This window comes from Devosia psychrophila (genome assembly GCF_000971275.1).
In the GTDB taxonomy this organism is placed as follows: Bacteria; Pseudomonadota; Alphaproteobacteria; order Rhizobiales; family Devosiaceae; genus Devosia; species Devosia psychrophila.
In genome coordinates, this window is record NZ_LAPV01000009.1 from 120,808 (window position 1) to 143,967 (window position 23,160).

Annotated in this window: 20 protein-coding genes and 1 pseudogene; 5 read left to right on the plus strand and 16 right to left on the minus strand. The window is 60.6% G+C overall.

What is annotated here, in order from left to right:
- Positions 1-12: 12 nt before the first annotated feature.
- The 3 genes from pyrH to rpsB form a co-directional block, all read right to left on the minus strand.
- Positions 13-732 carry a UMP kinase gene (pyrH, locus tag WH91_RS00910; RefSeq protein ID WP_046169121.1) on the minus strand — a complete coding sequence of 240 codons (720 nt, stop codon included), beginning with the start codon at positions 730-732 and terminating at the stop codon, positions 13-15.
- 265 nt (positions 733-997) lie between these two features.
- Positions 998-1,927: a translation elongation factor Ts gene (tsf, locus tag WH91_RS00915; protein WP_046169122.1), complete on the minus strand. Its 930-nt coding sequence runs from the start codon at positions 1,925-1,927 to the stop codon at positions 998-1,000.
- A gap of 72 nt (positions 1,928-1,999) precedes the next feature.
- Entirely contained in the window at positions 2,000-2,809 is an 810-nt protein-coding gene (gene rpsB / locus WH91_RS00920) for a 30S ribosomal protein S2 (protein WP_046169123.1), read from the minus strand.
- Between the two features lie 326 nt (positions 2,810-3,135).
- Between rpsB and WH91_RS00925 the strand changes: the two genes are divergently transcribed.
- The gene (locus tag WH91_RS00925; protein WP_052952499.1) at positions 3,136-3,579 is read left to right on the plus strand and encodes a response regulator; all 444 of its coding nucleotides are present in this window, start codon (positions 3,136-3,138) and stop codon (positions 3,577-3,579) included.
- Between the two features lie 128 nt (positions 3,580-3,707).
- Here the strand turns inward: WH91_RS00925 and dnaE are convergent, their stop codons facing one another.
- Together dnaE and WH91_RS00935 are read right to left on the minus strand one after the other, a co-directional pair.
- On the minus strand, positions 3,708-7,163 hold the full coding sequence (dnaE, locus tag WH91_RS00930; protein WP_046169124.1) for a DNA polymerase III subunit alpha: 3,456 nt from the start codon (positions 7,161-7,163) through the stop codon (positions 3,708-3,710).
- 503 nt (positions 7,164-7,666) lie between these two features.
- Positions 7,667-8,281, minus strand: coding sequence for a TetR/AcrR family transcriptional regulator (locus WH91_RS00935; RefSeq protein WP_046169125.1), 615 nt, complete (start codon positions 8,279-8,281; stop codon positions 7,667-7,669).
- A gap of 80 nt (positions 8,282-8,361) precedes the next feature.
- Here WH91_RS00935 and WH91_RS00940 point away from each other — a divergent pair, with 80 nt between their 5' ends.
- The gene (locus WH91_RS00940) at positions 8,362-9,438 is read left to right on the plus strand and encodes an aldo/keto reductase (protein ID WP_046169197.1); all 1,077 of its coding nucleotides are present in this window, start codon (positions 8,362-8,364) and stop codon (positions 9,436-9,438) included.
- Between the two features lie 207 nt (positions 9,439-9,645).
- Here the strand turns inward: WH91_RS00940 and clpA are convergent.
- Positions 9,646-11,958, minus strand: a pseudogene (gene clpA / locus WH91_RS00945) (ATP-dependent Clp protease ATP-binding subunit ClpA); the annotation flags it as partial.
- Between the two features lie 9 nt (positions 11,959-11,967).
- Positions 11,968-12,315 carry an ATP-dependent Clp protease adapter ClpS gene (gene clpS / locus WH91_RS00950; protein WP_046169127.1) on the minus strand — a complete coding sequence of 116 codons (348 nt, stop codon included), beginning with the start codon at positions 12,313-12,315 and terminating at the stop codon, positions 11,968-11,970.
- Between the two features lie 571 nt (positions 12,316-12,886).
- Here clpS and WH91_RS00955 point away from each other — a divergent pair.
- The gene (locus tag WH91_RS00955) at positions 12,887-14,491 is read left to right on the plus strand and encodes a serine hydrolase (protein ID WP_052952500.1); all 1,605 of its coding nucleotides are present in this window, start codon (positions 12,887-12,889) and stop codon (positions 14,489-14,491) included.
- A 108-nt stretch (positions 14,492-14,599) separates the two neighbouring features.
- Positions 14,600-14,875, plus strand: coding sequence for a hypothetical protein (locus WH91_RS00960; RefSeq protein ID WP_046169128.1), 276 nt, complete (start codon positions 14,600-14,602; stop codon positions 14,873-14,875).
- A 1-nt stretch (position 14,876) separates the two neighbouring features.
- Here the strand turns inward: WH91_RS00960 and WH91_RS00965 are convergent, their stop codons facing one another.
- The 4 genes from WH91_RS00965 to WH91_RS00980 all read right to left on the minus strand — a co-directional run bounded on the left by WH91_RS00965 (position 14,877) and on the right by WH91_RS00980 (position 18,175).
- Positions 14,877-15,773 carry a division plane positioning ATPase MipZ gene (locus tag WH91_RS00965; RefSeq protein ID WP_046169129.1) on the minus strand — a complete coding sequence of 299 codons (897 nt, stop codon included), beginning with the start codon at positions 15,771-15,773 and terminating at the stop codon, positions 14,877-14,879.
- A gap of 105 nt (positions 15,774-15,878) precedes the next feature.
- Positions 15,879-16,721: a division plane positioning ATPase MipZ gene (locus WH91_RS00970; RefSeq protein ID WP_052952501.1), complete on the minus strand. Its 843-nt coding sequence runs from the start codon at positions 16,719-16,721 to the stop codon at positions 15,879-15,881.
- A 99-nt stretch (positions 16,722-16,820) separates the two neighbouring features.
- On the minus strand, positions 16,821-17,516 hold the full coding sequence (locus tag WH91_RS00975) for a DnaJ domain-containing protein (RefSeq protein WP_046169131.1): 696 nt from the start codon (positions 17,514-17,516) through the stop codon (positions 16,821-16,823).
- Positions 17,513-18,175, minus strand: a complete 663-nt coding sequence (locus WH91_RS00980; RefSeq protein WP_244542300.1) for a VWA domain-containing protein — start codon at positions 18,173-18,175, stop codon at positions 17,513-17,515. The genes WH91_RS00975 and WH91_RS00980 overlap by 4 nt, the downstream gene beginning before the upstream one ends.
- 181 nt (positions 18,176-18,356) lie before the next feature.
- Here WH91_RS00980 and WH91_RS00985 point away from each other — a divergent pair, with 181 nt between their 5' ends.
- Positions 18,357-19,136 (plus strand): L,D-transpeptidase family protein, encoded by a 780-nt coding sequence (locus WH91_RS00985; RefSeq protein WP_244542301.1) that lies wholly within the window; start codon positions 18,357-18,359, stop codon positions 19,134-19,136.
- Positions 19,137-19,138: 2 nt separating this feature from the next.
- Here the strand turns inward: WH91_RS00985 and WH91_RS00990 are convergent, their stop codons facing one another.
- The 5 genes from WH91_RS00990 to mgtE form a co-directional block, all read right to left on the minus strand.
- Complete coding sequence (locus WH91_RS00990) at positions 19,139-19,561, minus strand: nitroreductase/quinone reductase family protein (protein ID WP_046169133.1); 423 nt, start codon at positions 19,559-19,561, stop codon at positions 19,139-19,141.
- A gap of 67 nt (positions 19,562-19,628) precedes the next feature.
- Positions 19,629-20,054: a DUF1489 family protein gene (locus WH91_RS00995; protein WP_046169134.1), complete on the minus strand. Its 426-nt coding sequence runs from the start codon at positions 20,052-20,054 to the stop codon at positions 19,629-19,631.
- Positions 20,051-20,728, minus strand: a complete 678-nt coding sequence (locus WH91_RS01000; protein ID WP_052952502.1) for a glutathione S-transferase family protein — start codon at positions 20,726-20,728, stop codon at positions 20,051-20,053. Before WH91_RS01000 ends, WH91_RS00995 begins: the two co-directional genes overlap by 4 nt.
- Before the next feature lie 353 nt (positions 20,729-21,081).
- The gene (locus WH91_RS01005; protein WP_046169136.1) at positions 21,082-21,633 is read right to left on the minus strand and encodes a chloramphenicol phosphotransferase CPT family protein; all 552 of its coding nucleotides are present in this window, start codon (positions 21,631-21,633) and stop codon (positions 21,082-21,084) included.
- 2 nt (positions 21,634-21,635) lie between these two features.
- Positions 21,636-23,051 (minus strand): magnesium transporter, encoded by a 1,416-nt coding sequence (gene mgtE / locus WH91_RS01010; protein ID WP_052952503.1) that lies wholly within the window; start codon positions 23,049-23,051, stop codon positions 21,636-21,638.
- Positions 23,052-23,160: the final 109 nt, after the last annotated feature.

Sequence of the window (23,160 nt, forward strand, 5' to 3'; positions counted from 1 at the left end):
CGTCCTTCTAGGCTAGTTGTGCTTACCGACGCGAGTGAACCGGGTCGAGCCGGCCAGCACGCCGGACAGGCCGGCCGCGTCGTCAAGCGCATATACGATTATCGGCATCGAGTTGTCGCGGGCAAGCGCAAATGCCGCTGTGTCCATCACGCGCAGATTCTTGCCGATGACTTCGTCATAGCTGACGAAATCATAGCGCGTGGCATTCGGATTTTTCATCGGGTCCTCGGAATAGACCCCATCGACCTTGGTGCCCTTGAGCACTACGTCGCATTCCAGCTCGATCGCCCGCAAGGTCGAGGCGGTGTCAGTGGTAAAAAATGGGTTGCCGGTGCCGCCCCCCAGCACGACCACGAAACCATCTTCCAGCGCCATCTTGGCGTCGCGGGCGGTGAAGGTGTCGGCCACCGATGGCATCGAGGCAGCGCTATAGGGCTTGCACTTGGCGCCCTGACGGGAAATGGCATTGGACAGGGCGAGGGCATTGATCATGGTGCCCAGCATGCCCATCAGGTCGGCCGTGACACGATCAGTGCCTTCTGCAGCACCGGCCATGCCGCGGAAAATATTGCCGCCGCCAACCACTATGGCGATCTGCACACCAGTATTGGCGACATCGGCGATCTGCTTGGCGATGCCTTGCAGGAACGCCGGCTCGATTCCGAAGGAGTTATCCCCTGCCAGCGCTTCGCCCGAGACCTTGAGGAGAATGCGTTTATAGGCAGGCGCCATTGGCAAACCCCTTTTGCTGGACAAGATACTATGGGGTCCCGAATCCGGAAACACCCGACAGACCCTATGGCAAAACCACCTTCAACAGAAGGCGTCACACCATTCGAATTACACTACGTCAGGGTTTTGCGCTCGATCCCGGCCAAATCAAGGCGCCGAAAGTCGCGCTTTCGAACCGCAAAACCGGTGTCCACTTTTGCTGAAAGCGCTGTGGCGGGAGAGCAGCGGACGGGCCCGTGGGCCCGCTCGCAAATGCGAAATGCTATTACTTCTTGACGCCGGCAGTGGCTGCAACTTCGGCAGCAAAGTCGGTCTCGACCTTCTCGATGCCCTCGCCGAGCGCATAGCGGACGAAGCGCGTCAGCTTGATCGGAGCGCCTGCGTCCTTCTCGGCATTATTGATCACATCGCGGACCTTGGTCTCGCCATCGATCACGAAAGTCTGCGCCAGAAGCGTGACCTCCTCGAAGTACTTGCGCATGCGGCCATCGACCATCTTCTCGGCGATCTCGGCCGACTTGCCCGATTCCTTGACCTGCTCGAGAATGATCGCGCGTTCGCGAGCAACTACGGCCTGGTCGAGGTCTTCCGGGTCGATCGACAGCGGATTGGTTGCCGCAATGTGCATGGCCAGCTGCTTGCCGAGGGCAGACAGGGCGGCTTTGTCACCGGTGGATTCAAGAGCAACGAGAATACCGATCTTGCCCAGGCCAGCCTTGACGGCATTGTGGACATAGCTTTCGACGACGCCGTCGGAGACCGAAACGGTCTCGGTGCGGCGCAGGCTCATGTTCTCGCCGATCTTGGCGATGGCTTCGGTCAGCTCGGCGGAAACCGAGTGGCCCGAGCCGGGGAAGGGCATTTCGCCCAGCTTGACGACATCGCCGTCAGCATCGAGCGACAGCTTGGCAATGTTGCTGACGATGGTCTGGAACTGGTCGTTGCGCGCAACGAAGTCAGTTTCCGAATTCACTTCGACAACCGAGGCCTTGGTGCCAGCAGTAGCAACGCCAACAAGGCCTTCAGCGGCAACGCGGTCGGCCTTCTTGGCAGCCTTGGCAAGACCGCGCGTGCGCAGCCAATCGACCGCGGCTTCCATGTCGCCATTGGTTTCGGCCAGAGCCTTTTTGCAGTCCATCATCCCGACGCCAGTCGAGTCACGGAGCTGCTTGACCATTCCTGCAGAGATTTCCATGGGTTCACCTCTTGGCGGCCCCATTACAGGGGCCGCATTGGTTCAAATCAGTACGAAGCTCGAAGTTCGAGCTTAGTTGACGACGGGTGCTTCAGCCGCGACAGCAGCCTCGACCGGGGCGGACGGAGCCTCTTCCGGCAGATCTTCAGCCGGAGCCTGCTCGGATGCGCCAACGTCGGCGCCGAGAGCCGACGACGAGCGACGGATGCCGTCGATCGCAGCCTTGGAGACCAGCGACACGTAGAGCTCAAGAGCGCGCGACGCGTCGTCGTTACCGGGGATTGCGTAGTCGACAGTGTCGGGATCGCAATTGGTGTCGACGATGGCGATGACTGGAATGCCCAGACGACGGGCTTCCTTGATCGCGTTGGCTTCCTTGTTGGTGTCGATGACGAACAGGAGCGAAGGCAGGTTGCCCATGTCCTTAATGCCGCCGAGGTCACGCTCAAGGCGTTCCTGCTCGCGGCTCATCATCAGGCGCTCCTTCTTGGTGCGCAGCGCGAGGTCGTCTTCGCCCATCGATTCCAACGCACGAAGACGCGAGATCGAGTTCGAAATGGTCTGCCAGTTAGTCAGCGTGCCGCCGAGCCAGCGGGAGTTCACGAAATACTGGGCGGATTGCTTGGCAGCCTCGGCAACCAGGGGAGCTGCCTGGCGCTTGGTACCAACGAACAGCACGCGGCCGCCATCAGCAACGGTGTCCGAGATCAGCTGCAGCGCGCGGCTCAGGGACGGCACGGTCTGGCTCAGGTCGAGAATGTGGATGTCGTTACGAACGCCGAAAATGTAGCGCTCCATCTTCGGGTTCCACCGGTGCTTCTGGTGACCAAAGTGAACGCCTGCTTCAAGCAGTTGACGCATAGAGAATTCGGGCAGTGCCATGATGGCTGCTCCTGTTTTACCGGTTGATGCCGCCACTAGGCCTTGCGACGGTCTCCCGTCACCGGATGGCGCTTCGATTGCTCGAACCGCCTGCCTCGTGTGTGAAATCGCGTCGACACGCAGTCGAACGCAGGGGCGATATAGGGGATTACCGTCGGGAAGGCAAGGATGGCGTATGCATGAGCCAGCGTCCGAATTGTACGCTAAACGCTATATTCATGCTATCGACATGCAAAGGGCGCACAGCCTTGGGTATCGATGGCCATTTGATCCGGGCGCCGCCGATTAAGAGAAGCTTGATCGCTCTTCCGTAGAAGGAGCGTCACGTGCTGGATCCTGCGTCCCCACTATCCGACGTTCGCCTCCTGATCGTGGAGGACGAGGCTCTAATCGCCATCCTGCTCGAAGAACTCGCAGAAGAAATGGGCTGCCGCACATTACAGACTGTCGCTTCGATTGCGGATGGTCTGGCGGCGATCGAAAAGTTCAAGCCGCAACTGGCGTTGGTGGATTGCTCGCTCACCCATTCGGGCCCCGACTTCACTATTGCAGACGCGCTGGACGATGCAGGCGTGCCCTTCGTGTTTTCTAGTGGTCACCATACCAATATCCTGCCGGTGCGGCATCGTTGTCGCGACTTCCTCGCCAAGCCATTCTCGCTGGAATTGCTGCGCACCACGATTATCCGTGTCCGCAACGCCCAGCTTCTCGCGACGCTAACAGCGCCCAACGACAACACCCCCGCTAAGCACCCGGTGCCCTTCACGTAGCTGTCAAGGAACGGCGACGTACTCGGCTGCATTTATCTGTCACGGACCCGCGCCCGTTCGTGGGGCCAAGGGGTGAAAGCCCCCGAAGCGAGGGAGGAAGGGCAAAAGCTCGCCTCCCCCGCGCATTTTTAGTGGAACCGCACGTCCGTCACGCCTTCTAGCGCCTTGATGCCGCCTGCGACTTCTGCGGTGAGGCGGTAGCTGCCGGGGAGTTCGATCTCGTATTCTCGGGCCCCACCGTCGCGGATGACTACGAAGTTGACGCTGCCCTCGCCGCCCCGCTTGAGCTGCGCCGAGATCGAGCCGAGTGCCTTGGCATCGGCGGCGAACACCGTCAGGCGTCTATCGACCTTGTCTTCGATGCCATCGAGGGTCTGGGCTGACAGCAGGCGCAGGCTGATGCCTTCGGCGCGTTCGTCGGCGCCCACCTGCAGGATCACCGACTTGCCGGGCTGCAGTAGGGCGCCGAACTCATTGATCTGTTCGGAAAAGGCGATAATTTCGAAACTGCCGCTCTGGTCGCTCAGGGTCAGGATCATCATCGGCGTACCCTTCTTGGTCCGCCGGTCCTGCCGTCCGCTGATGGTGCCTGCAAGTCGCCCTGCCCCAGCTCCATCCTTGACCGCCCGCTCAAAATCGCTCCAGCGCTGCACGCGCAGTTTCTCGAACATATCCGCATAGGCATCCAACGGATGCGCCGAGAGATGGAAGCCGATGGCCGATAGTTCGCGATCGGCGCGTTCAGTCGTGCTCCACGCGGGAACGCCGGCCGGCAGGCGGATGGGCTCTGGCTCGCCTGCGTCGAACATGTTCCACTGACCTTCATTGCGCTCATGGGTCAGCGACTGCGCCATGCCCATTACCGCTTCGATGGCGGCAAACGCCACCTCGCGCCGTTCGACGATGGCATCGAAAGCTCCAGCGTTGGCCAGTGTTTCCAGCGTGCGCTTGGAGAGGATGCGCGGATCCACCCGGCGGGCGAAATCGCCGAGGTCTTTGAACGGCATATTGCCCCGCGCTTCGACAATGTGCTCGGCAACCTGCCGGCCGACGCCCTTGACGGCGCAGAGGCCGTAAAGGATGCGCTTGTCCTTGACCGAAAACACCACCTGGGAGGTGTTCACGCACGGCGCCACCAGCCCAATGTTGTGGCGCTTGGCCTCGCTGCGGAATTCGGCCAGCTTGTCGGTATTGCCCATATCCAGCGTCATCGATGCCGCGAGGAATTCATGCGGATGATGCGCCTTGAGATAGGCCGTCTGGTAGCTGACCAGCGCATACGTCGCGGCATGGCTCTTGTTGAAGCCGTAGTTGGCAAACTTAGCCAGCAGGTCGAAAATCGTATCGGCAAGGCTTTGCTTTAGCCCATGCTTGATGGCACCCTCGCGGAAGCGCTCGCGCTGCGCGTCCATCTCGGACTTGATCTTCTTGCCCATGGCGCGGCGCAGCATGTCGGCTTCGCCGAGTGAGTAGCCCGATAGAAGCTGGGCGATCTGCATCACCTGCTCCTGGTAGACGATGATACCATAGGTTTCGTCGAGCACCACGGAGAGGTCTGGGTGGGGATATTCCACCTCTTCGCGACCATGCTTTCGGTCGTTGAACAGTGGAATATTATCCATCGGGCCAGGACGATACAGCGCCACAAGCGCGATGATGTCCTCGAAGCGGTCGGGCTTCATATCGACCAACGCGCGCCGCATGCCGGCGCCCTCGACCTGGAACACGCCGAACGTGTCGCCCTTGGCATAGAGGTCATAGGTCGGCTGGTCGTCGATGACGATATCTTCGATGCGGAAGCTACCGCCATCAAGGTTGACCATGTTGACCGCATACTGGATCGTCGTCAGCGTCTTGAGGCCGAGGAAGTCGAACTTCACGAGGCCTGCTGCCTCGCTCCACTTCATGTTGTACTGGCAGACCGGCATGTCAGAGCGCGGGTCGCGATAAAGGGGCGCCAGATCCTGCAAGGGCCGATCGCCGATGATGATGCCGGCGGCATGGGTCGAGGCGTGGCGGAACAGGCCTTCGAGGTTTTTGGCGATAGCCACCAGATCGGCCACCGTCTCGTCTTCGTCGGCCATCTGCTTGAACTGCGGAATTTCCTTCATCGTCCGCTCGATCGAATAGGGATCGGCAGGATTGGCGGGCACCAGCTTGCACAGGCGGTCCACCTGACCATAGGGCATCTGCAGCACGCGACCGACGTCGCGCAGCACGGCGCGCGCCTGCAACGTTCCGAAGGTGATGATTTGGGCGACCTGCTCGGTGCCATACTTTTTCTGAACGTAGCGGATCACCTCTTCGCGGCGATCCTGGCAGAAGTCGATATCAAAGTCGGGCATCGAGACGCGTTCCGGATTGAGGAAGCGTTCGAACAGCAGATTGTAGGCCAGCGGGTCCAAGTCGGTGATGGTCGTGGCATACGCCACCAGCGAGCCGGCGCCCGAGCCACGGCCGGGACCGACAGGAATGCCCTCCGATTTGGACCAGCGGATGAAATCCGCCACGATCAGGAAGTAGCCGGGGAACTTCATCGACTGGATGATGTTGAGTTCGAATTCGAGCCGGTCCCAATAGACCTGCTCGGTTTTTCCGGGCGCCGTGCCAACAGTCGCAAGCCGTTCGCGCAGTCCTTCTTCAGCCATGTTTCGCAACGCGGCCGCTTCAGCGGCGACGGCATCGTCTTCACTCAAATCGGGGGCGGCAGCGAACTTCGGCAGGATCGGGCTGCGGGTGCGCGGACGATAGGAGATGCGTTGGGCGATCTCCACTGTCGAATCCAGCGCCTCGGGCAGGTCTGAGAACAGCTTGGCCATTTCGGCGCGGGTCTTGAAATAATACTGATCGTTGAGCTTGCGGCGTTCGGTCTGGGCCACCACGGAGCCACCGGCAATCGCAAGCAGCGCGTCATGCGCCTCATATTCCTTGATCGACCTGAAGAAGGGCTCGTTGGTCGCGACCAGCGGAATGCCCTTACGATAGGCATAATCGACAAGACGCGGCTCGACATTGGCTTCTTGCACCCGGCCATGCCGCTGCAATTCGATATACAGGCGATCGCCGAACAGGTCAGCCAGCCGGTCCAGCCGGCGGATAGCATTGGCGTCCTGCCCCTGGGCAAAGGCCATGTCGATGGCGCCTTCGGGTCCGCCGCTGAGGCAGATCAGTCCGTCGAGGCGCTCGCGGCTCAGCCAGTCGAGCTGCGCCCGCGCGGTGCCGCCATCGCCCTGGATATAAGACTGCGACACCAGCCGGGACAGGTTAGCGAACCCCTCCTCCGTCTGCGCCAGGAGCACGACGCTGGACTTTCCGGCCCAGGCCACGTGACCGCGTTCGCTGACGCGTTCCTCGGCCACCGCAAAGTCGATGGCCAGTTCCACGCCGACAAGCGGCTGAATGCCTTTCTTGCTGGCCTTCTCGGAAAACTCCAACGCCCCGAATAGATTTCCGGTATCGGCAACGCCGAGCGCCGGCTGATTATCCTCCGCCGCCAACCCGAGAATCGCATCGAGCTGCAGCGCGCCCTCCAGCAAGGAGTAGGCGGAATGGACGTGAAGATGGATAAAGCCGGGAACGTTCATGCTGGACCTTTACCACCGGCGCAGGGTGATCCCCAAATCACCGTGGACGCAATCCACAGTCGATGATCACACGAGTCGGGCCAGCATATCCATCCAGGTCAGCGAGCCGATGGTGAAGGCGCCGAGCGTTACGAATGCGGCAAAGTCCTTGATGAAAGTGAGCATCTGCATCTCCCGTGTTGCTATAATGTTCTTATAGGTTCGTCCTTTGTTCCTGTCCAGTGTGAGGATCGGGAACAGCGGGGATTGCCGTCATCTGGTTAGCGAAGTGTTAGGAAAAGTTGCGGCGGCGCGCTGCCCAGCGCGACCGCTTGATTGATGCCAAGCCTATTGTCATGTCTGAAACGACGGTGGAAGCGGCGGCTTCGGGCTCCTGGCGGCCATTCAAGCTCGAAAGAGCGATCCCGATAGCGGCCATTCGCCGCTAGACCAGAAACGCCGCTCTTAGGCCAAACCCTCTGGTTGTCTGATGAGAACACATCAGCCACCAGTTGCTTGCCTTGTTAGAGCTTTGGCCAAGCATTCATGGCAAAATTTGCCATCGCCAGAAGATCTCGCCGGTCGGTTCCGTCGCGGGCTAGCACCGACATTCCCTGGATCAGCGCGATGACCAGCGTGGCAAGGCTGTGGCTGTCGGTTCCCACAGGCAAAAGCGCCTGCGCCACATCCCGGTCGATCCGATTTTGCAGGCGCGATTGTATCTCCCGCCGCACTTGCGCGACCTCACTCTGCACGTCTGCTGATGCGCCTGAGCCGCTGGCAGTGGCGCTTGCGAGCAGGCAACCGCGCGGTGTCAACTCACCCGTGAACGCTTCTGCAGCAGCGATTAACATCCGCTGCGCCGCGTCGCGCGATGTCGGCGCTTCGACCAAGGCCTGCTCCATGTCGTAAGGTGAACCGGCATAGAGCCGCATGGCCTCAAGGAAAAGCTGCTTCTTGTCACCATAGGCGGTGTAGAGGCTGGGCGCGGTAATCCCCATCGCAGCGGTCAGGTCGCTGATCGAACTCGTTTCATAGCCGTGCCGCCAAAAGGTCAGCATGGCCTGTTCGAGCGCCTGCTCGCGATCGAAGGATAGCGGCCTGCCCGTTCTGCGCACCGTCGTGTCAGTAGATTTCATAGTGATCACTACTAAACCTATTGACCCAGGCAAGCAAGCCTCGTATCAGGTTTCATATCAATCACTACGAAAGTCATTTCATGTCACTTACCGATTTCCGAACCCTTGGCCGCTCCGGTCTCGTGGTCAGTCCGCTTGCTCTCGGCACGATGACGTTTGGGCCCGGCCCGTTTGGTGCCGACGAAGCCACCTCGCGGTCGATCTTCGATGCATACCGAGCAGCCGGCGGCAATTTCGTCGACACGGCCGATATCTATTCGGGTGGCGCGAGTGAGGAACTGGTCGGCCAATTCATCAGGGAAACCGGGTCGCGCGACGAAATCGTTCTGGCCACCAAGTTCGGTTTCAACGGTTCAGCCAGTCCACTGGCGGCGACGCAGGGCAGCGGCGGCAATCCTCATGCAGGCGGTGCCGGGGCCAAGAATATCCACCGCGCGCTTCAGCAGTCGCTGCGTCGCCTCGGGACCGATTACATCGATCTCTACTGGATGCATATCTGGGATGGCGTAACGCCCGTAGAAGAAATCGTGCAGACGCTGGGCGATCTGGTCCGTGCCGGCAAGATCCGGTATTTCGGCTTTTCCGACATGCCCGCCTGGGTTGCGATGAAGGCGGCAACCATCGCGTCCGAACGCCACGTGCCTGGCCCGATTGCCATGCAGCTGGAATATTCGCTGGTCGCGCGCGACGTCGAGAGCGAGCATCTCCCAGTCGCCCGCGAAGCTGGGATGGGCGTGATGCCCTGGAGCCCGCTGGGCGGGGGGTTTCTTAGCGGCAAATACAACAAAGCAGATACCAGCGGTTCCGGCCGCCTGAGCGGTCCCAATCCATTCGGCAACAGCAAGTTCAACGACGCGAACTGGGCCATTCTAGAGGTTCTGCGCGCTGTTGCCACCGAACTTGATCGGCTAATGGCGGAAGTGGCTCTCGCTTGGGCCATGGACCGGCCGGGCATTGCCTCGACGCTGATCGGCGCCAGCAAGCTGAGCCAGCTGCACAGCAATATCGCCGCCACTGAGATTGCGCTCAGCGCGGCACAGATGGAGCGGTTGAACACGGCCAGCGCCCCGCCAGTCGGTTTCTCCTCAGGCCTGACGGCGCCGGGCATACGGGCAATGCTGTTCGGCGGCCATTCCGTTACCGGCTGGGGCGAGTGAAGCAAGCGCAGGTGTAGGCAGAGCGCTGAGCTCCGCGCTATCAAGCGATGCTAGTGAAGCGTCAGTTCGGAAACGGTATTTAAAGCGGACTGCCAGAAGCCGCCGGTTCGCAACCCACCCCACAGCCGTCCCTCTCTCGAACAAGAATAAAAAGGCCCGGATCGCTCCGGGCCTTGTGTCTTAGTTTTTGTCGGCGGTTGCCTTTGGCTTCTTGGGCCGAGGCAGCGCCTTTGGCTTGGCTGGGCGCGGCGGTACCGCGATCAGCTCCAGCTTGGCTTCATTGCCCTCGCCGACGACGGCCACAGTGACCGTGCCGCCATTGACCAACTCGCCGAACAGCACCTGATCGGCCAATGGCTTCTTGATGTATTCCTGGATCACCCGACCCAGCGGGCGGGCGCCCATGCGTTCGTCATAGCCGCGTTCCGCCAGCCAATCGGCGGCTTCCGGCTGCAGCACGATCGTGACGCCACGCTCGGCCAGCTGGCCTTCGAGTTGCAGCACGAACTTCTCGACCACGCGACGCACCACTTCGCGGCCCAGCGGAGCAAACGAGATGATCGCATCGAGACGATTGCGGAATTCCGGCGTGAACAGGCGGTTGATTGCCTCTTCGTCGTCGCCCTGCTCGCGCTTGCGGCCAAACCCGATTGGGCTCTTTTGCAAGTCCATGGCCCCGGCATTGGAGGTCATGATCAGGATGACATTGCGGAAATCCACCGACTTCCCGTTGTGATCGGTCAGCTTGCCGTGGTCCATCACCTGCAACAGGATGTTGTAGAGATCCGGATGCGCCTTCTCGATTTCGTCCAGCAACACCACGCAATGCGGATGCTGGTCGACGCCATCGGTGAGCAGGCCTCCCTGGTCGAAGCCGACATAGCCCGGAGGCGCGCCGATCAAACGACTGACCGTGTGACGCTCCATATATTCGGACATGTCGAACCGCAGCAGCTCCACGCCGAGCGTATCAGCAAGCTGCTTCGCGACCTCGGTCTTGCCGACGCCGGTTGGGCCGGTGAACAGGTAAGAGCCGATTGGCTTTTCCGGTTCACGCAACCCGGCACGGGCCAGCTTGATCGCCGACGACAGCGCCGTGATCGCCAGGTCTTGGCCGAACACCACTGTCTTGAGGCTTGTCTCGAGGCTGCTCAGGAGTTCGGCATCCGACTTGGAAACCGATTTTGGCGGAATCCGCGCGATGGTCGCAATTGTCGCCTCGATATCCTCGACATCGATGATCTTCTTGCGCTTGTCCGCCGTCAGCAGCATCTGGCTGGCGCCGGTTTCGTCGAGCACGTCAATCGCCTTGTCGGGCAGCTTGCGATCATTGATATAGCGCGCGCTCAGTTCCACGGCTGCCTTGAGGGCATCGTCGGTGTACTTCACCTTGTGGAACTCTTCGAAATACGGCCGCAGGCCCTTCACGATCTCGATCGCATCAGGGACCGAAGGCTCGTTGACGTCGATCTTCTGAAAGCGACGCACCAGCGCCCGGTCCTTCTCGAAGAACTGGCGATATTCCTTGTAGGTGGTCGAGCCGATGCAGCGGATGGCGCCCGAAGCCAAGGCTGGCTTTAGCAGGTTGGACGCATCAAGAGCGCCGCCCGAAGTCGCACCCGCACCGATCATGGTGTGGATTTCGTCGATGAACAGCACCGAGTTCGGAAGCTTCTCGAGCTCCTTCATCACTGCCTTGAGGCGTTCCTCGAAGTCACCACGATACCGGGTGCCGGCAAGCAGCGAGCCCATGTCGAGAGAATAGATCACGGCCTCGCGCAGCACCTCGGGCACATCGCCTTCGATGATCTTGCGGGCCAGCCCCTCGGCAATCGCAGTCTTGCCCACGCCGGCATCGCCAACATAGAGCGGATTATTCTTGGAGCGGCGGCACAGGATCTGGATCGTGCGGCGCAGCTCGGCATCGCGGCCGATCAACGGGTCGATCTTGCCGGCACGCGCCTTCTCATTGAGGTTGACGCAGAAATCGGCCAGCGCCGAGCTCTTCTTGGCCTCTGCTCCGCCTTCGGTATTGCCTTCCCCGTCCTCGGCTCCACGCACTTTGCGTTCCTCGCTGGCACCCGATTTGGTTATGCCGTGGCTGATGAAATTGACTGCGTCCAGCCGGCTCATGTCCTGCTGTTCGAGGAAATAGGCGGCATGGCTTTCGCGTTCCGCAAAGATCGCAACTAGCACGTTGGCGCCGGTCACCTCTTCGCGACCGGACGACTGGACGTGGATCACAGCGCGCTGGATAACGCGCTGGAACGCAGCGGTCGGGCGCGCATCCTGGCCATTGGCCACGATGAGACTGTCCAGTTCTTCATTGATGAAATCTTCAAGGTCGCTCTTGAGCGCATCGACATCTACGTCGCAGCCGGTGAGCACGGCGATCGTTTCACGGTCGTCGGTCAGGGCCAGCAGCAGGTGCTCAAGCGTAGCGAACTCGTGGTTACGCTCACGCGCCAGGTTCATCGCCTGATGCAGAGCCTTTTCAAGTCCACGAGAAAATGAGGGCATATGACGTTCCTATTGCTTTTCCATCACGCATTGCAGCGGATGCTGGTTTTTGCGTGCCGTATCCATGACGCGGGTCACCTTGGTTTCGGCGACCTCGTATGGATATACGCCGCACTCACCCACCCCCTTTTGGTGAACGTGCAGCATGATCTGCATGGCCTCTTCACGCGATTTGTTGAAGACGTCCTGCAGGACCAGAACGACGAATTCCATCGGCGTGTAATCGTCGTTTAACAGCAGCACCCGATACAGGCTCGGGCGCTTGGTTTTGGGACGAGTTTTGGTAATTGTCCCGGTTTCGGTGCCGCCTTTGCCATCCCCATTGCCCTTGCCAGGATCATCCTCCTTTGGCCCCATAGAGTCGGGCACAGGCTCCAGGCGCGTCGCGACTGGGGCCTCATCGGTCAAAGCGAGGAGGTCAGAAATAATCATGGATAGACATCTGTCGTGAGGAAAACGAAGCAGCATGGTGAGGACCATTATGTAGGCAAAAACTCGCCGCTGTTAAGGGGCAATGCTTCGCGATTTTGTGATGGACGCGAAAGCAAGGTTTTCGGGGATTCAGCTACCGTACCAGCTTAACGCGCGATGTAACTCCGGCCTTGAGCCGGGGCCCATCCTGAGATCGCATTGCGCCCGCAGGTGGACCGGTCGAATTACCTTGCGGCAGGTCGAACATCTCGAGATGGGTCCCGGCTCAAGGCCGGGATGACACCCAGTGCGTGGCGGCCTTCGTTGCCAAAGTCACCCAACAGTGACCCACCCTCCACAACACCGACAAATTCATTCGCATTTTACGGAATGGTAACGGCGCTGACGTAATCTCCTGTGATTAGCAGATCGTCCGGGCGCGTGGGGCTCCCCGGAAATCAGTCAGTTGTGTTGCGTAAGGGCGCAGAAGTGCCCGAGAGTAAAGTTGGAGTACCGGGTGGCTTCCCAAGCGAAAACCCCATGGCGCGTCGTGTTCATTCGCGCTCTTGCCGCTGTTCTTGTCGCTCTAGCGGTGACCGCCCATACGGCGGCGCCTGCTCATGCTATCGAAAATCTGCGTAAATATGCCGGCATCGTGGTCGACGCCAAGTCGGGCCAGGTGCTTTATGAAGAGAATGGCGACAGCAAGCGCTATCCCGCTTCGGTCGCCAAGGTGATGACGCTCTATGTCCTGTTTCAGGAACTGAGCGCCGGCAATCTCAAGCTCTCTACCAAGATGACCGTCTCCAAGCACGCCGCTGCCGCCGTGCCGACCAAGCTCGGCCTGCGCGCCGGTGCCCAGATAACCGTCGAAGACGCCATCAAATCGCTGGTGACGCTATCGGCCAATGACATGGCTCGCGTCATCGCCGAGAATATATCGGGCACTGAAGATAAATTCGCCCAGCGCATGACCGCTACGGCCCGCGCCATGGGCATGCGCAATACCACTTATCGCAACGCTTCCGGTCTGCCCGATGGCGGGCAGACCACCACGGTGCGCGATCAGGCGATCCTCGGCATCGCCATCTACCAGCACTTCCCCAGCTATTACGAATTCTTCCAGACCAAGAGCTTCAGCTACGGCAAGTCGACCTATGGCAACCACAACCGCGTGCTGGGCTATATGGGCGCCGTCGATGGCATCAAGACCGGATATATCAATGCCGCCGGTTCGAACCTGCTGACCGCCGCCCGCAAGGATGGCCGCCATATCGTCGTCGTCGCCTTCGGCTTCAATTCGGCCGGCTCGCGCGACCAGAAGGTGCGGGAGCTCGTCGCCAAGTACCTGCCCAAGGGTCGCAGCGGCACTTATCTAGCCGAAGTTCCGGTCCCCGGCCGTCAGGGCAGTGGCAATGTGCAGGTTGCCGTCGCGCAGCCGGCGCCATCATCGGCGCCAGTCTTCGTCGTTCCCATGCCCCTGCCCGGTTTCCGTCTGGCCCAGCTTGTCGCTGCCAATGGCGCTCAGGCTCAGCCTGCCGCCATCCAGCCCATGCCCGCAGCGGTCGTAGCCACCGCCACTCCGGCACCAGTGCCAATGCCAGCCGATCTCAACCAGCAGGCAGCCGTCCAAGCCGCCAATACCCTTGCAGCCCCTTCCCAGGCGCCGCAGCCCGCCTATCCCAGCCAGGACATTATCGGCGCCTGGCTCTCCGAGAGCTATAATCTCGGCGCGCCGCCATCGGCCCTTGGTCAGACTGCGCCGTCGGCACCCCTTGGTTTCGTTCCGCCACCAGCCAACGCCGGCACTCAGCAGCCGGCCGGCCAGCCGGTCGATCTGATGACCTCGGGCACCGTACAAACGGCCGATGCCGCCGCCGGTGGCTGGGTGGTGCAGATCGGCGCCGGTCCATCGGAAGATAGCGCCCGTGCCATGCTTTCGAGCGCAGCCGGCAAGGTCGGCGTGCTGGGCGATTTCCGCTCCTATGTGGAACGCTTCGAAAAGAACGGCCAGACCTTCTTCCGCGCCCGCTTCGTCGGCTTCGGCGATCGGGATGATGCGACTGCCATGTGCAACCAGCTCAAGCGGCAGGATATGAGCTGCCTCGCCATGCAGAGCTGAACGACGCCTACGCGGCTCGCGTTCTTGAGCCGTGACGAATGACGAGACGGCGCCGCAAGGTGCCGCTCACCGAGCAAGCAAATTGGCGCCTGTGTTTGGAGTAGCCCAATGAGCGAACGTACTGCCCTGACCGAGTTGGCGAATTTCGTCGGCCGGTCGAGCCTTCTGTCGGAAGACATGGCGACCCGCAACCGCGCCCTCAAGGGCATCACGCAGCGCATGCTGTTGCGCAAGCGCAGCGTCGGCGAACTGCTGGGCGTGGTGCTGGCCCTGTCGTCACGTACCCGCCGCATGGTTCAGGAGCCAGTGGCCATCGATCTCGATGTCTTTACGCCGGGGGGGGCGCGCGCCATCCGGCTGAGCCTGAAGCGCGATCCGGACTAGTTCAGACTTCCGTCTTCATCATGTGAAGGAACCGGTTGGCGGAATCGTCAGCCGCATTCGCCGAATCGGCAACCGCAGCGATCTGTTTGGTCGGGAGATGTAGCGCCGCCACCAGATTGCGATATTCTTGGCGCGCACTCATATGCGACATGGACGGCACGCCGCCGAGCAGATCCTGATCCAGTGGATCGAAGACTGTCATTCCGGTCGGAAACAGCGAGCGAAAGATCACTCGCTCGGCAATGCCATCAGCCACCCGGCAACCCAGCCGCGTCGCCACCCGCTCCAGCATGGTCTGTACCTGCCGCATGTTGCGCGACGACAGCATCGAAATTCGATTCCGCACCAGCACCCAGTCGATAGTCTTGCCGTCGATGCTGATACGCTCCGAGCGGGCGCGCTGCACCAGCCTCGAATAATGGCTCATCTCGCGCGGCTCGCCGGTTACCGGATCAAACTGGGCAATCACATTCAGGTCGATCAGGCTGTCATTGACCGGCGTGATCAACGTATCGGCCAGCGAGTGCGCCAGCCGCGTCAGATTGGTGTCAAAACCCGGCGTGTCGATGACCAGGAAATCGGCGTCATGCTCCACCTGCGTCACCGCCTGGCGGAACAGGTCGAACTCATGCCGGTTGTTTTCTTTGGCTGAGTCGCCACGCGACAGCGGCAAGTGGAAGTGGGTGGCATGCGGGATCTGGAGGCCATGCTTGCTGGCCCAGTCGCGACGGTTGCGCACATAGTGCGTCATGGTCTGCTGGCGGCTATCGACGTCCAGCGAGGCAACCTTGAAGCCTTCGTAGAGCAGATAGATAGCCAGATGAAAGGCCGTCGTGGACTTGCCCGACCCGCCCTTTTCATTACCGACCACAATGACATGAACGCCTTGGCGCGCCATGATACCCCCGAGGAACTACGAGCCCGGAAGTGTCACGCTTGCCGTCGCACTGGCAAGGGTCGGCATGGTGAATTTTCGGTTAACGATTAACGGCGGTGGACTGGTTCAGGCTGACAGCCGCAACGGCTCCGCGTGCCGGTTGACGATGGGCAGATTGAGCGACGAGACCAGGTTACGGTACTCTTGGCGAGCGCTGACATGGGAGACTGACGCAGATTCGACCTCGTCATCCAGCGGATCGAACACGGTGGTGCCGGTCGGGAACAGCGACCGGAAAATCACCCGCTCGGCAATGCCATCAGCAAGCCGGCAGCCGAAGCGCGTGGCGATGCCATCCAACGTAGTCTGCACCTGTCGCGTATTGCGCGAGGCCAACATCGAGATGCGGTTGCGGACCAGCACCCAGTCGATGGTCTCGCCACCAATGGCGAGGCGTTCCGAACGGGCCCGCTGCACCAGACGCGCATAATGGCTCGTCTCCACCGGCTGCCCGGTATCCGGGTCGATCCGCGCCAGCACGTTGATATCGATCAGGCTGTCATTGACCGGCGTCACCAGCGTATCGGCCAGCGAATGTGCCAGCCGGGTTAGATTGGTGTCGAAGCCTGGCGTATCGATAATCAGGAAATCGACCTTGTTCTCGATCTCGCCAACCGACCGCCGAAACATGTCGAACTCGGCTTGCTGGTTTTCCTTGCGGGAATCGCCCCAGGCCGACGGCAGATGAAAATGCTGCGGATTGGGCAGCTTTCGGCCGGTTTCCTGCACATGAACCCGCCGATTGCGGACATAGTGGGTGAGGGTCTGCTGGCGGCTGTCCACGTCGATCGTCGCGACGCGGTGGCCGACATACAGCAGGTACACGGCCAGATGGAAGGCAGTGGTGGATTTACCCGACCCTCCCTTCTCGTTGCCGATCACAATGACATGCGCACCATCACGTGCCATCGCAGCCCCCAAATCAAACTCAGCGCCTGGTACGCTAAGAACGGCCTGCATGGTTAACGGTCAGTTAACGTCACCAGAGGGTTAATGTCCCGATACGCGTCACTGCTTGAGCAGACGATCCCGTGCCTGGTTGATCCGGGCAGCGAGATAGCTCGACCCGCCATGGTCAGGATGCACCGCCTTCATCAAATCCCTATGCGCCGTGCGGATTTCTTCGTCGCTGGCACCGGGTTTGAGGCCAAGAACGTCGTAGGCCTCAGCCTCGGCGTTGCCCGAAGTGCCTCCCGACGGGGCACTTGCATCCTGTTGCGAAAAATATTCTTGCCAGCCCGCCCGATTGGCATCGAGCCAACTTTGCAAGAGGCTCATGCTGTCAGCATCGCCTTCTACTTCCGAAAGCAGGATTCGAGTGTCCTCTTCGCCGAGGTCCATCAGGTCCATGCCGGCAAACCGGCCGTTCAGTACCCGGCCGGAAACCGCTCCAGTGTCATGGTCAAGTTCCATGATGAAGCGATAGCTTTGCACCTTGGATATATTACCGGAGTCCATCGCTGGACCATCGAAGGAAAACGGCCCGAGCCGGCCGGTACGCAGTATCGAGAACGCCGCCGCACCCACGAAGATCGCGATATCGATGCGCCGGGCCAACAGCATGCCGATCGCGATCAGGGCGCCTAGCCCGCCGACCAGCCAGCGCAGGCTGCGCATCAGAAGCCGGCGATCGCGCTTGCGGATATAGTTATAGGCCGCGAGCACAGCCAGCACTACCAGTCCGCCGATGAACAGATAGGTCATCGCGGCAACTGCGCCAGCAGAGCCTGGGCCTGGCCGCTGGCCTGCAGCTTCAGCAGGTCCTTGCCCCCGCTGGCATAGGCCGCCACAGCCTTGAGCAGAGCTGCCAGCTCCTGCGGAGCCGAGGCATCGAAGCGCGCATAAGCGCCCTTGGTCAGCCGCGCAAAATCTCGGAACGCCGCCTCGACCCGGGCATCGCGGCCCTCCTGGAAAATGAACATCGGCAGCCCCAGCAATCCCAATTGTCCGGCCGTCTCAGACAGATCGTCGACATTCTCTTCGATTGCATCGCCGACATAGACCACCGCGTTGATCCGCCGCTTGGCGTGCTCGGTTCGCGCATGAGCGAACACCTTGGAGATCTGCGTATGGCCGCCCTGGCAGGCAATGCCCGTCATCAGCTTGGCCAGGGCATCGCCGTCGATCACCCACTTGCTGGACCTACATTCGCCTAGGCCGCGGAAGTACAGCAATTGCACCTGCAGCGCGCTTGGCTTGGGAATAGCCCGAAACATCTCACTCTGCAGCGAACATGCCAGGTCCCAGGTCGGCTGCCGGCTCATCGTGGCATCCAGCGCAAACAGCAGTCGGCCGTCTTGCGCCGCATTGGGCCGCGCCATGGCGCCGACCTTTTTGACGAAAGCTGCAATTTCCCCGCTCACTTTACCCTGCGCAGGAAGGCCGGAATTCTTTCGCGCAACTGGGTCTTTTTCTGCCATGACTTCAATATGTGGGCCCGCGGCCGTCACGGCAAGTGCCACCGGCCCCGGTCACAACATCGTAGGATTCACGCTCCGGTAACCGCTCGGCGGCATGTTGCGGAAAACTCGACGGGATAAAGCCATGGTCATCAACGCTCTCCGCACCCTTGCCTTGCTGCTGGTCGTCACGGCGCTGGCTGGTTGCCAGTTTGCCGGCAATAACCGGGGCAATGTGCCGCTGCCAAAGGCGCTGGTCGAGCGCATGGCTGCCATCGGCTCGTCGCCGGCCGAGCCGATGATGATCCGCGTCTACAAGGAGAGCTCCGAGCTCGAAGTCTGGAAGCGCACGCGCGGCGGTCAATATGCCCTGCTCAAGAGCTATCCAATCTGCAAGTGGTCCGGCACGCTGGGTCCTAAGGTCCGGGAAGGCGACTACCAATCGCCCGAGGGTTTCTATGACGTAACCCCTTTCCTGCTCAATCCGAAGTCGTCCTATGAGCTGTCGTTCAACGTCGGTTTTCCCAACAAGTTCGATTCTGCACTTAGCCGCACTGGTAGCTACCTGATGATCCACGGCGATTGCCTGTCGGTCGGCTGCTACGCCATGACCGACGAGGGTATCCGAGAAATCTACGCAATGGCGCGCGAGACCTTCAAGGGTGGCAATTCAGCGTTCCAACTGCAGCTGCTACCGTTCCGCATGACCGAGGCAAACCTTTCCACGCATGCCGCTAGCCCGCATGCCGCTTTCTGGCGTGACCTCAAAGTCGGTACTGACGCGTTCGATCAGACAAAACAGCCGCCGGCTTGGGACGTCTGCGAGCAACGCTACGTGTTCAACTTGAACGATCCCCGCACGGCGCCGCTGGATCCCAACGGAGCCTGCCCTGTGGCACCATTTTCAACTTTGGCGGCGCTGTAGGATCAGCGCGGCGAAAGTTTGATAACGGGAATGATGTCGCGCGTAGTTTTTTCCTCGTATTCGGCAAACTGGGGAAACAGGCGCGCCATCCGGGCGTAGGTAGTCTCACGCTCGGTTCCCTCAAGCACACGGGCCTGCATCGGAACACGCTTCATCGTTGTACCGTCACCGATAGAAATATCGACATCGGGCTTAGCGACCAGATTGTGGAACCATGCCGGGTCCTTGGGTCCGCCGGCATAGGACGCGAAGATGAAACAGGGGCCGTCGCCCTCCTTAAGATACATCAACGGCTGGGTGCGTTCGATGCCGGTCTTGGCGCCTTCCGCGTGCAATAACAGTACGTCGGCTTTCTCGAAGTAGCCGGCGGGCTTGCCGCCATTCGCGTTAAAGTCGGCAATCACCTGATCGTTGAAGTCGCTCATGATCCGGTTCTTCGTAGTAACTGCGCTCAAACTGGGCGCGGCCGGGGGTCTAGAACAAGGCGGAGGTCTAGATAAGACCCAGCTTGGCCAGATCGGCTGCCAGCGCCAGCGAGTCGGCATTCTCATTCGCGCCGAGATCGGGCGGCGCGTCCTCAGGGCGCAGATAGCGCCAGCCCTGGAACGGTCGCTTGGGATAGGGCACGGTGCGCACCATGTCGCGCGACATGATGATGTCACAGTAATTGATGCCCTCGGCATTGGAAAACTTGCCCAGCCGCAGGATCGGCTGGCGGCACACCACCTGCCCTCCAATCACCCAATACACGGACGACAAGCCCTCCATCTCCGCCGCCCTTTTGGGCATCATGCGGGTGCGGTGGACGTGAACGTCCTCGCCATAGTCGGCATCCCACCAATGGGCTCGCTCATTGCGATAGCTTTCCAGCTCGGCAAAGCTCGAGACGCCGACGCTGAGCTTGATCATGTGGATCATGCCAGCGTCCCCGGCTTGACGCGGCCCTGGATCACGTCGATCTCGTCGTCATCGACAATCCACGGCTCGTGCAGCGCCAAGGCCAGCCACTCCTGAAATGCCGGCAAGGCATATATCGCCTCGACATACTCGGCCAACAGGTCCGACACCGGCAGCGCATAGGTGCGGATGCGCGTCGCGGCGGGCGCAAACATTGCGTCAACCGCCGTGAACTGGCCAAACAGGAACGGTCCGCCGGACTTCGCCAGCAGGTCGCCCCAAAGCACTTCGAGCCGATGCAGGTCCTTGGCGACCGTATCGGCACCAACCTTGCCGGGATGCGACGCACGCAGGTTCATTGGCGCGTGGCTGCGCAGGCCCATGAACGATGAGTGCATTTCAGCAGACGCCGCTCGTGCCACGGCGCGCTGATTCAAATCAGTCGGCCAGATTGCCTTGTCAGGGAATCGGTCGGCCAGATACTCGATGATAGCGATGGTTTCCGGCACTACCAGATCCCCGTCGATCAACACCGGCACCTTGCCGGTCGGCGAACGCTGCGCCAGCACATTCCGCCAGCCATCACCAGACAGTTGCAGCACTTCATCATCGAAGGGGATCTCGAAATGCTTCAACACCAGCCAGGGGCGCAAAGACCAGGTGGAATAATTCCGATTGCCAATCAGCAGCTTCATCAAATTGCTCCGGGAGAAAGAATAAGGGCGCCCCAGTGGCTTGGGCGCCCTTTAAATTGCTAAGTGAATAACTGCAGTGCCTAAACACCAGCCACGACGGAGAAAACCAATCCCATTGCGAGCAGGCACACCAGAGTCCAGCTCGCTGCTCGCCACACAGTGGCCTTCGGTTGACTACGCATGATCGCTCCTACCCAGAGTTCACCCCGGAATGCGTGGCCCGAAGCCCGCACCCGGTAGGAAATCGTTAACTAGGTCATAAATGCTTTGCAAGCGGCGAAGTTGCCACACTCCATAATCACAGGCGGGTGACGGTTAAGTCCTGACCACCGCTAATGCCGGCATTTTAGCGATCAGATCTCCGCTAGCCGGCTGAAAGCCGATGCCCCTGACCTGGCTCCCCAGGCTTGCAAAATAGCTCCGATATTGAGCTCGGCATCGCCGTCGCCATACACCTCGAAGTCGTAGCTTTTGCCGAGGTGGATCGTCCGGTAATCCTGCTCCGCGCTTCCCACGGGCCGGTCACCCCGAGCCTTTTCACGCTCGATCAGCAGCGGCAGTGGACAGTGCACGCCGACGAAGAACACATCGAAGGGCGCAAACAGACGACCCAATTCTTCCAGCCAGCCGTCCTTATCGAGAATGTGCTCGAGCACGAGATTGTTGCCGGCCCCCGCATAGGCTGCCAGCGACCGATGAAAACCGTCAAAGAACGGCGCGCGGGCCGCCCTCCAATCGAACTCTTTAGACTTGAACCGGTCCATCGGCAGCACGCCGCTGTCACGCAGGTGATCGATGGAGATATGCCAAAACGGCTCCCCGATCCGCGCTTGCACGCCGCGCGCGAGGGTGGACTTCCCGCTGCTGGACGCACCATGCAGGAAAATGATTTTTCCAGGCGCCACGCCTAGAACAGCCCGAACCAAAGTCCCGCAATGCCGAGGAAGGCAAAGAAGCCGACCATGTCGGTGATGGTGGTGACGAACACCGCCGAGGCGATGGCGGGGTCTGCCTTGAACTTGTCGAGCGCGACCGGGATCAGGATGCCCGCCGTTCCCGCGACGATCAGGTTGATGATCATGGCTAGCGCGATCACCGCGCCAAGTTGCATGTCGTTGAACCGGACCCAGGTCACCAGTCCGATCAGGATCGCAAAGATTACCCCGTTGGCGACACCAACTACCATCTCGCGAACGACCAGCCGGCGCAGTCGCCGACCGTCCAGCTCGCGCATCGCCAGGGCTCGGACGGTTACCGTCATGGTCTGCGTGCCTGCATTGCCGCCCATCGAGGCGACGATCGGCATGAGCACCGCCAGCGCGACCATCTGGTCGATGGTGGCCCCGAACAGGCCGATGACGAGGGAAACCGCCACCGCGGTGAACAGGTTGATGACCAGCCATGGCACGCGGCTGCGCACCGTATCGAAGGTCGAATCGGAAATGTCCTCGTCGCCGACGCCGGCCAGCAGCTTGATGTCTTCGTCGGCCTCTTCGTGGATCACGTCGACGATGTCGTCGATGGTCAGAACGCCAACCAGCCGCTTGCTTTCATCGATCACGCCGACTTCGACAAGGTCATAGCGCTCGAAGTCTCGAGCAGCTTCTTCCTGGTCCTCGTTGGCATCGACCAACACGAAATTCAGGTTCATCAGCGCTTCGATTGCAGTGGCGCGCTGCGCCCGCAGGAACTTGTCGAGCGGAATGGTGCCCAGCACCTGATAGGAGGCATCCACCACATAGATCTGGTAAAATTCGTCCGGCAAGTCAGGCTCGGTACGCAGATAATCAATGGTCTGACCGACAGTCCAGAATGGTGGGATGGCAATGAAATCGGTCTGCATCCGACGGCCGGCAGATTCTTCGGGGAAATCGAGACTGCGCTTAAGGCTCAGTCGCTCAAAGGTCGGCAGCTTGGCCAGAACTTCGTCACGGTCGGCCTGCTCGAGGTCTTCGAGAATCGCCACCGCGTCGTCATTGTCGAGTCCGGACACACCGCGCGCGATATCCGCGTTCGGAATCTCGTCCATGATCTCCATGCGGACAGATTCATCGACCTCGGTGAGTGCCGAATAGTCGAAACGATCCCCCAGCAACCGCACCAAGTGCAGCCGCTCGTCAGAGTCGAGCGATTCGAGCACGTCCCCGAGGTCGGCGGCATGCAGCGGCTCGACCACCGTCGCAACATCCTCGTCACGACCGGCAGCTAAAAAGGCGCGCAAACGTTCCAGCCATAGCGGACTTATGCGGTCTTCGCGGTCGCGAAACGCATTGATGTCTACCCCGGCCTCCGGGCCGGGCGCCATGTCTGGATCTGTGCTCATTGGGAGCCCTCGTTGGTACGAGTTTCGGGGCAAGCCAAGCTGTAGCCAATCGTCTTGCATTGCGCCAGACTCGGACCGTGGAATTGAGGAGGTTTAGTAAAATGACTCA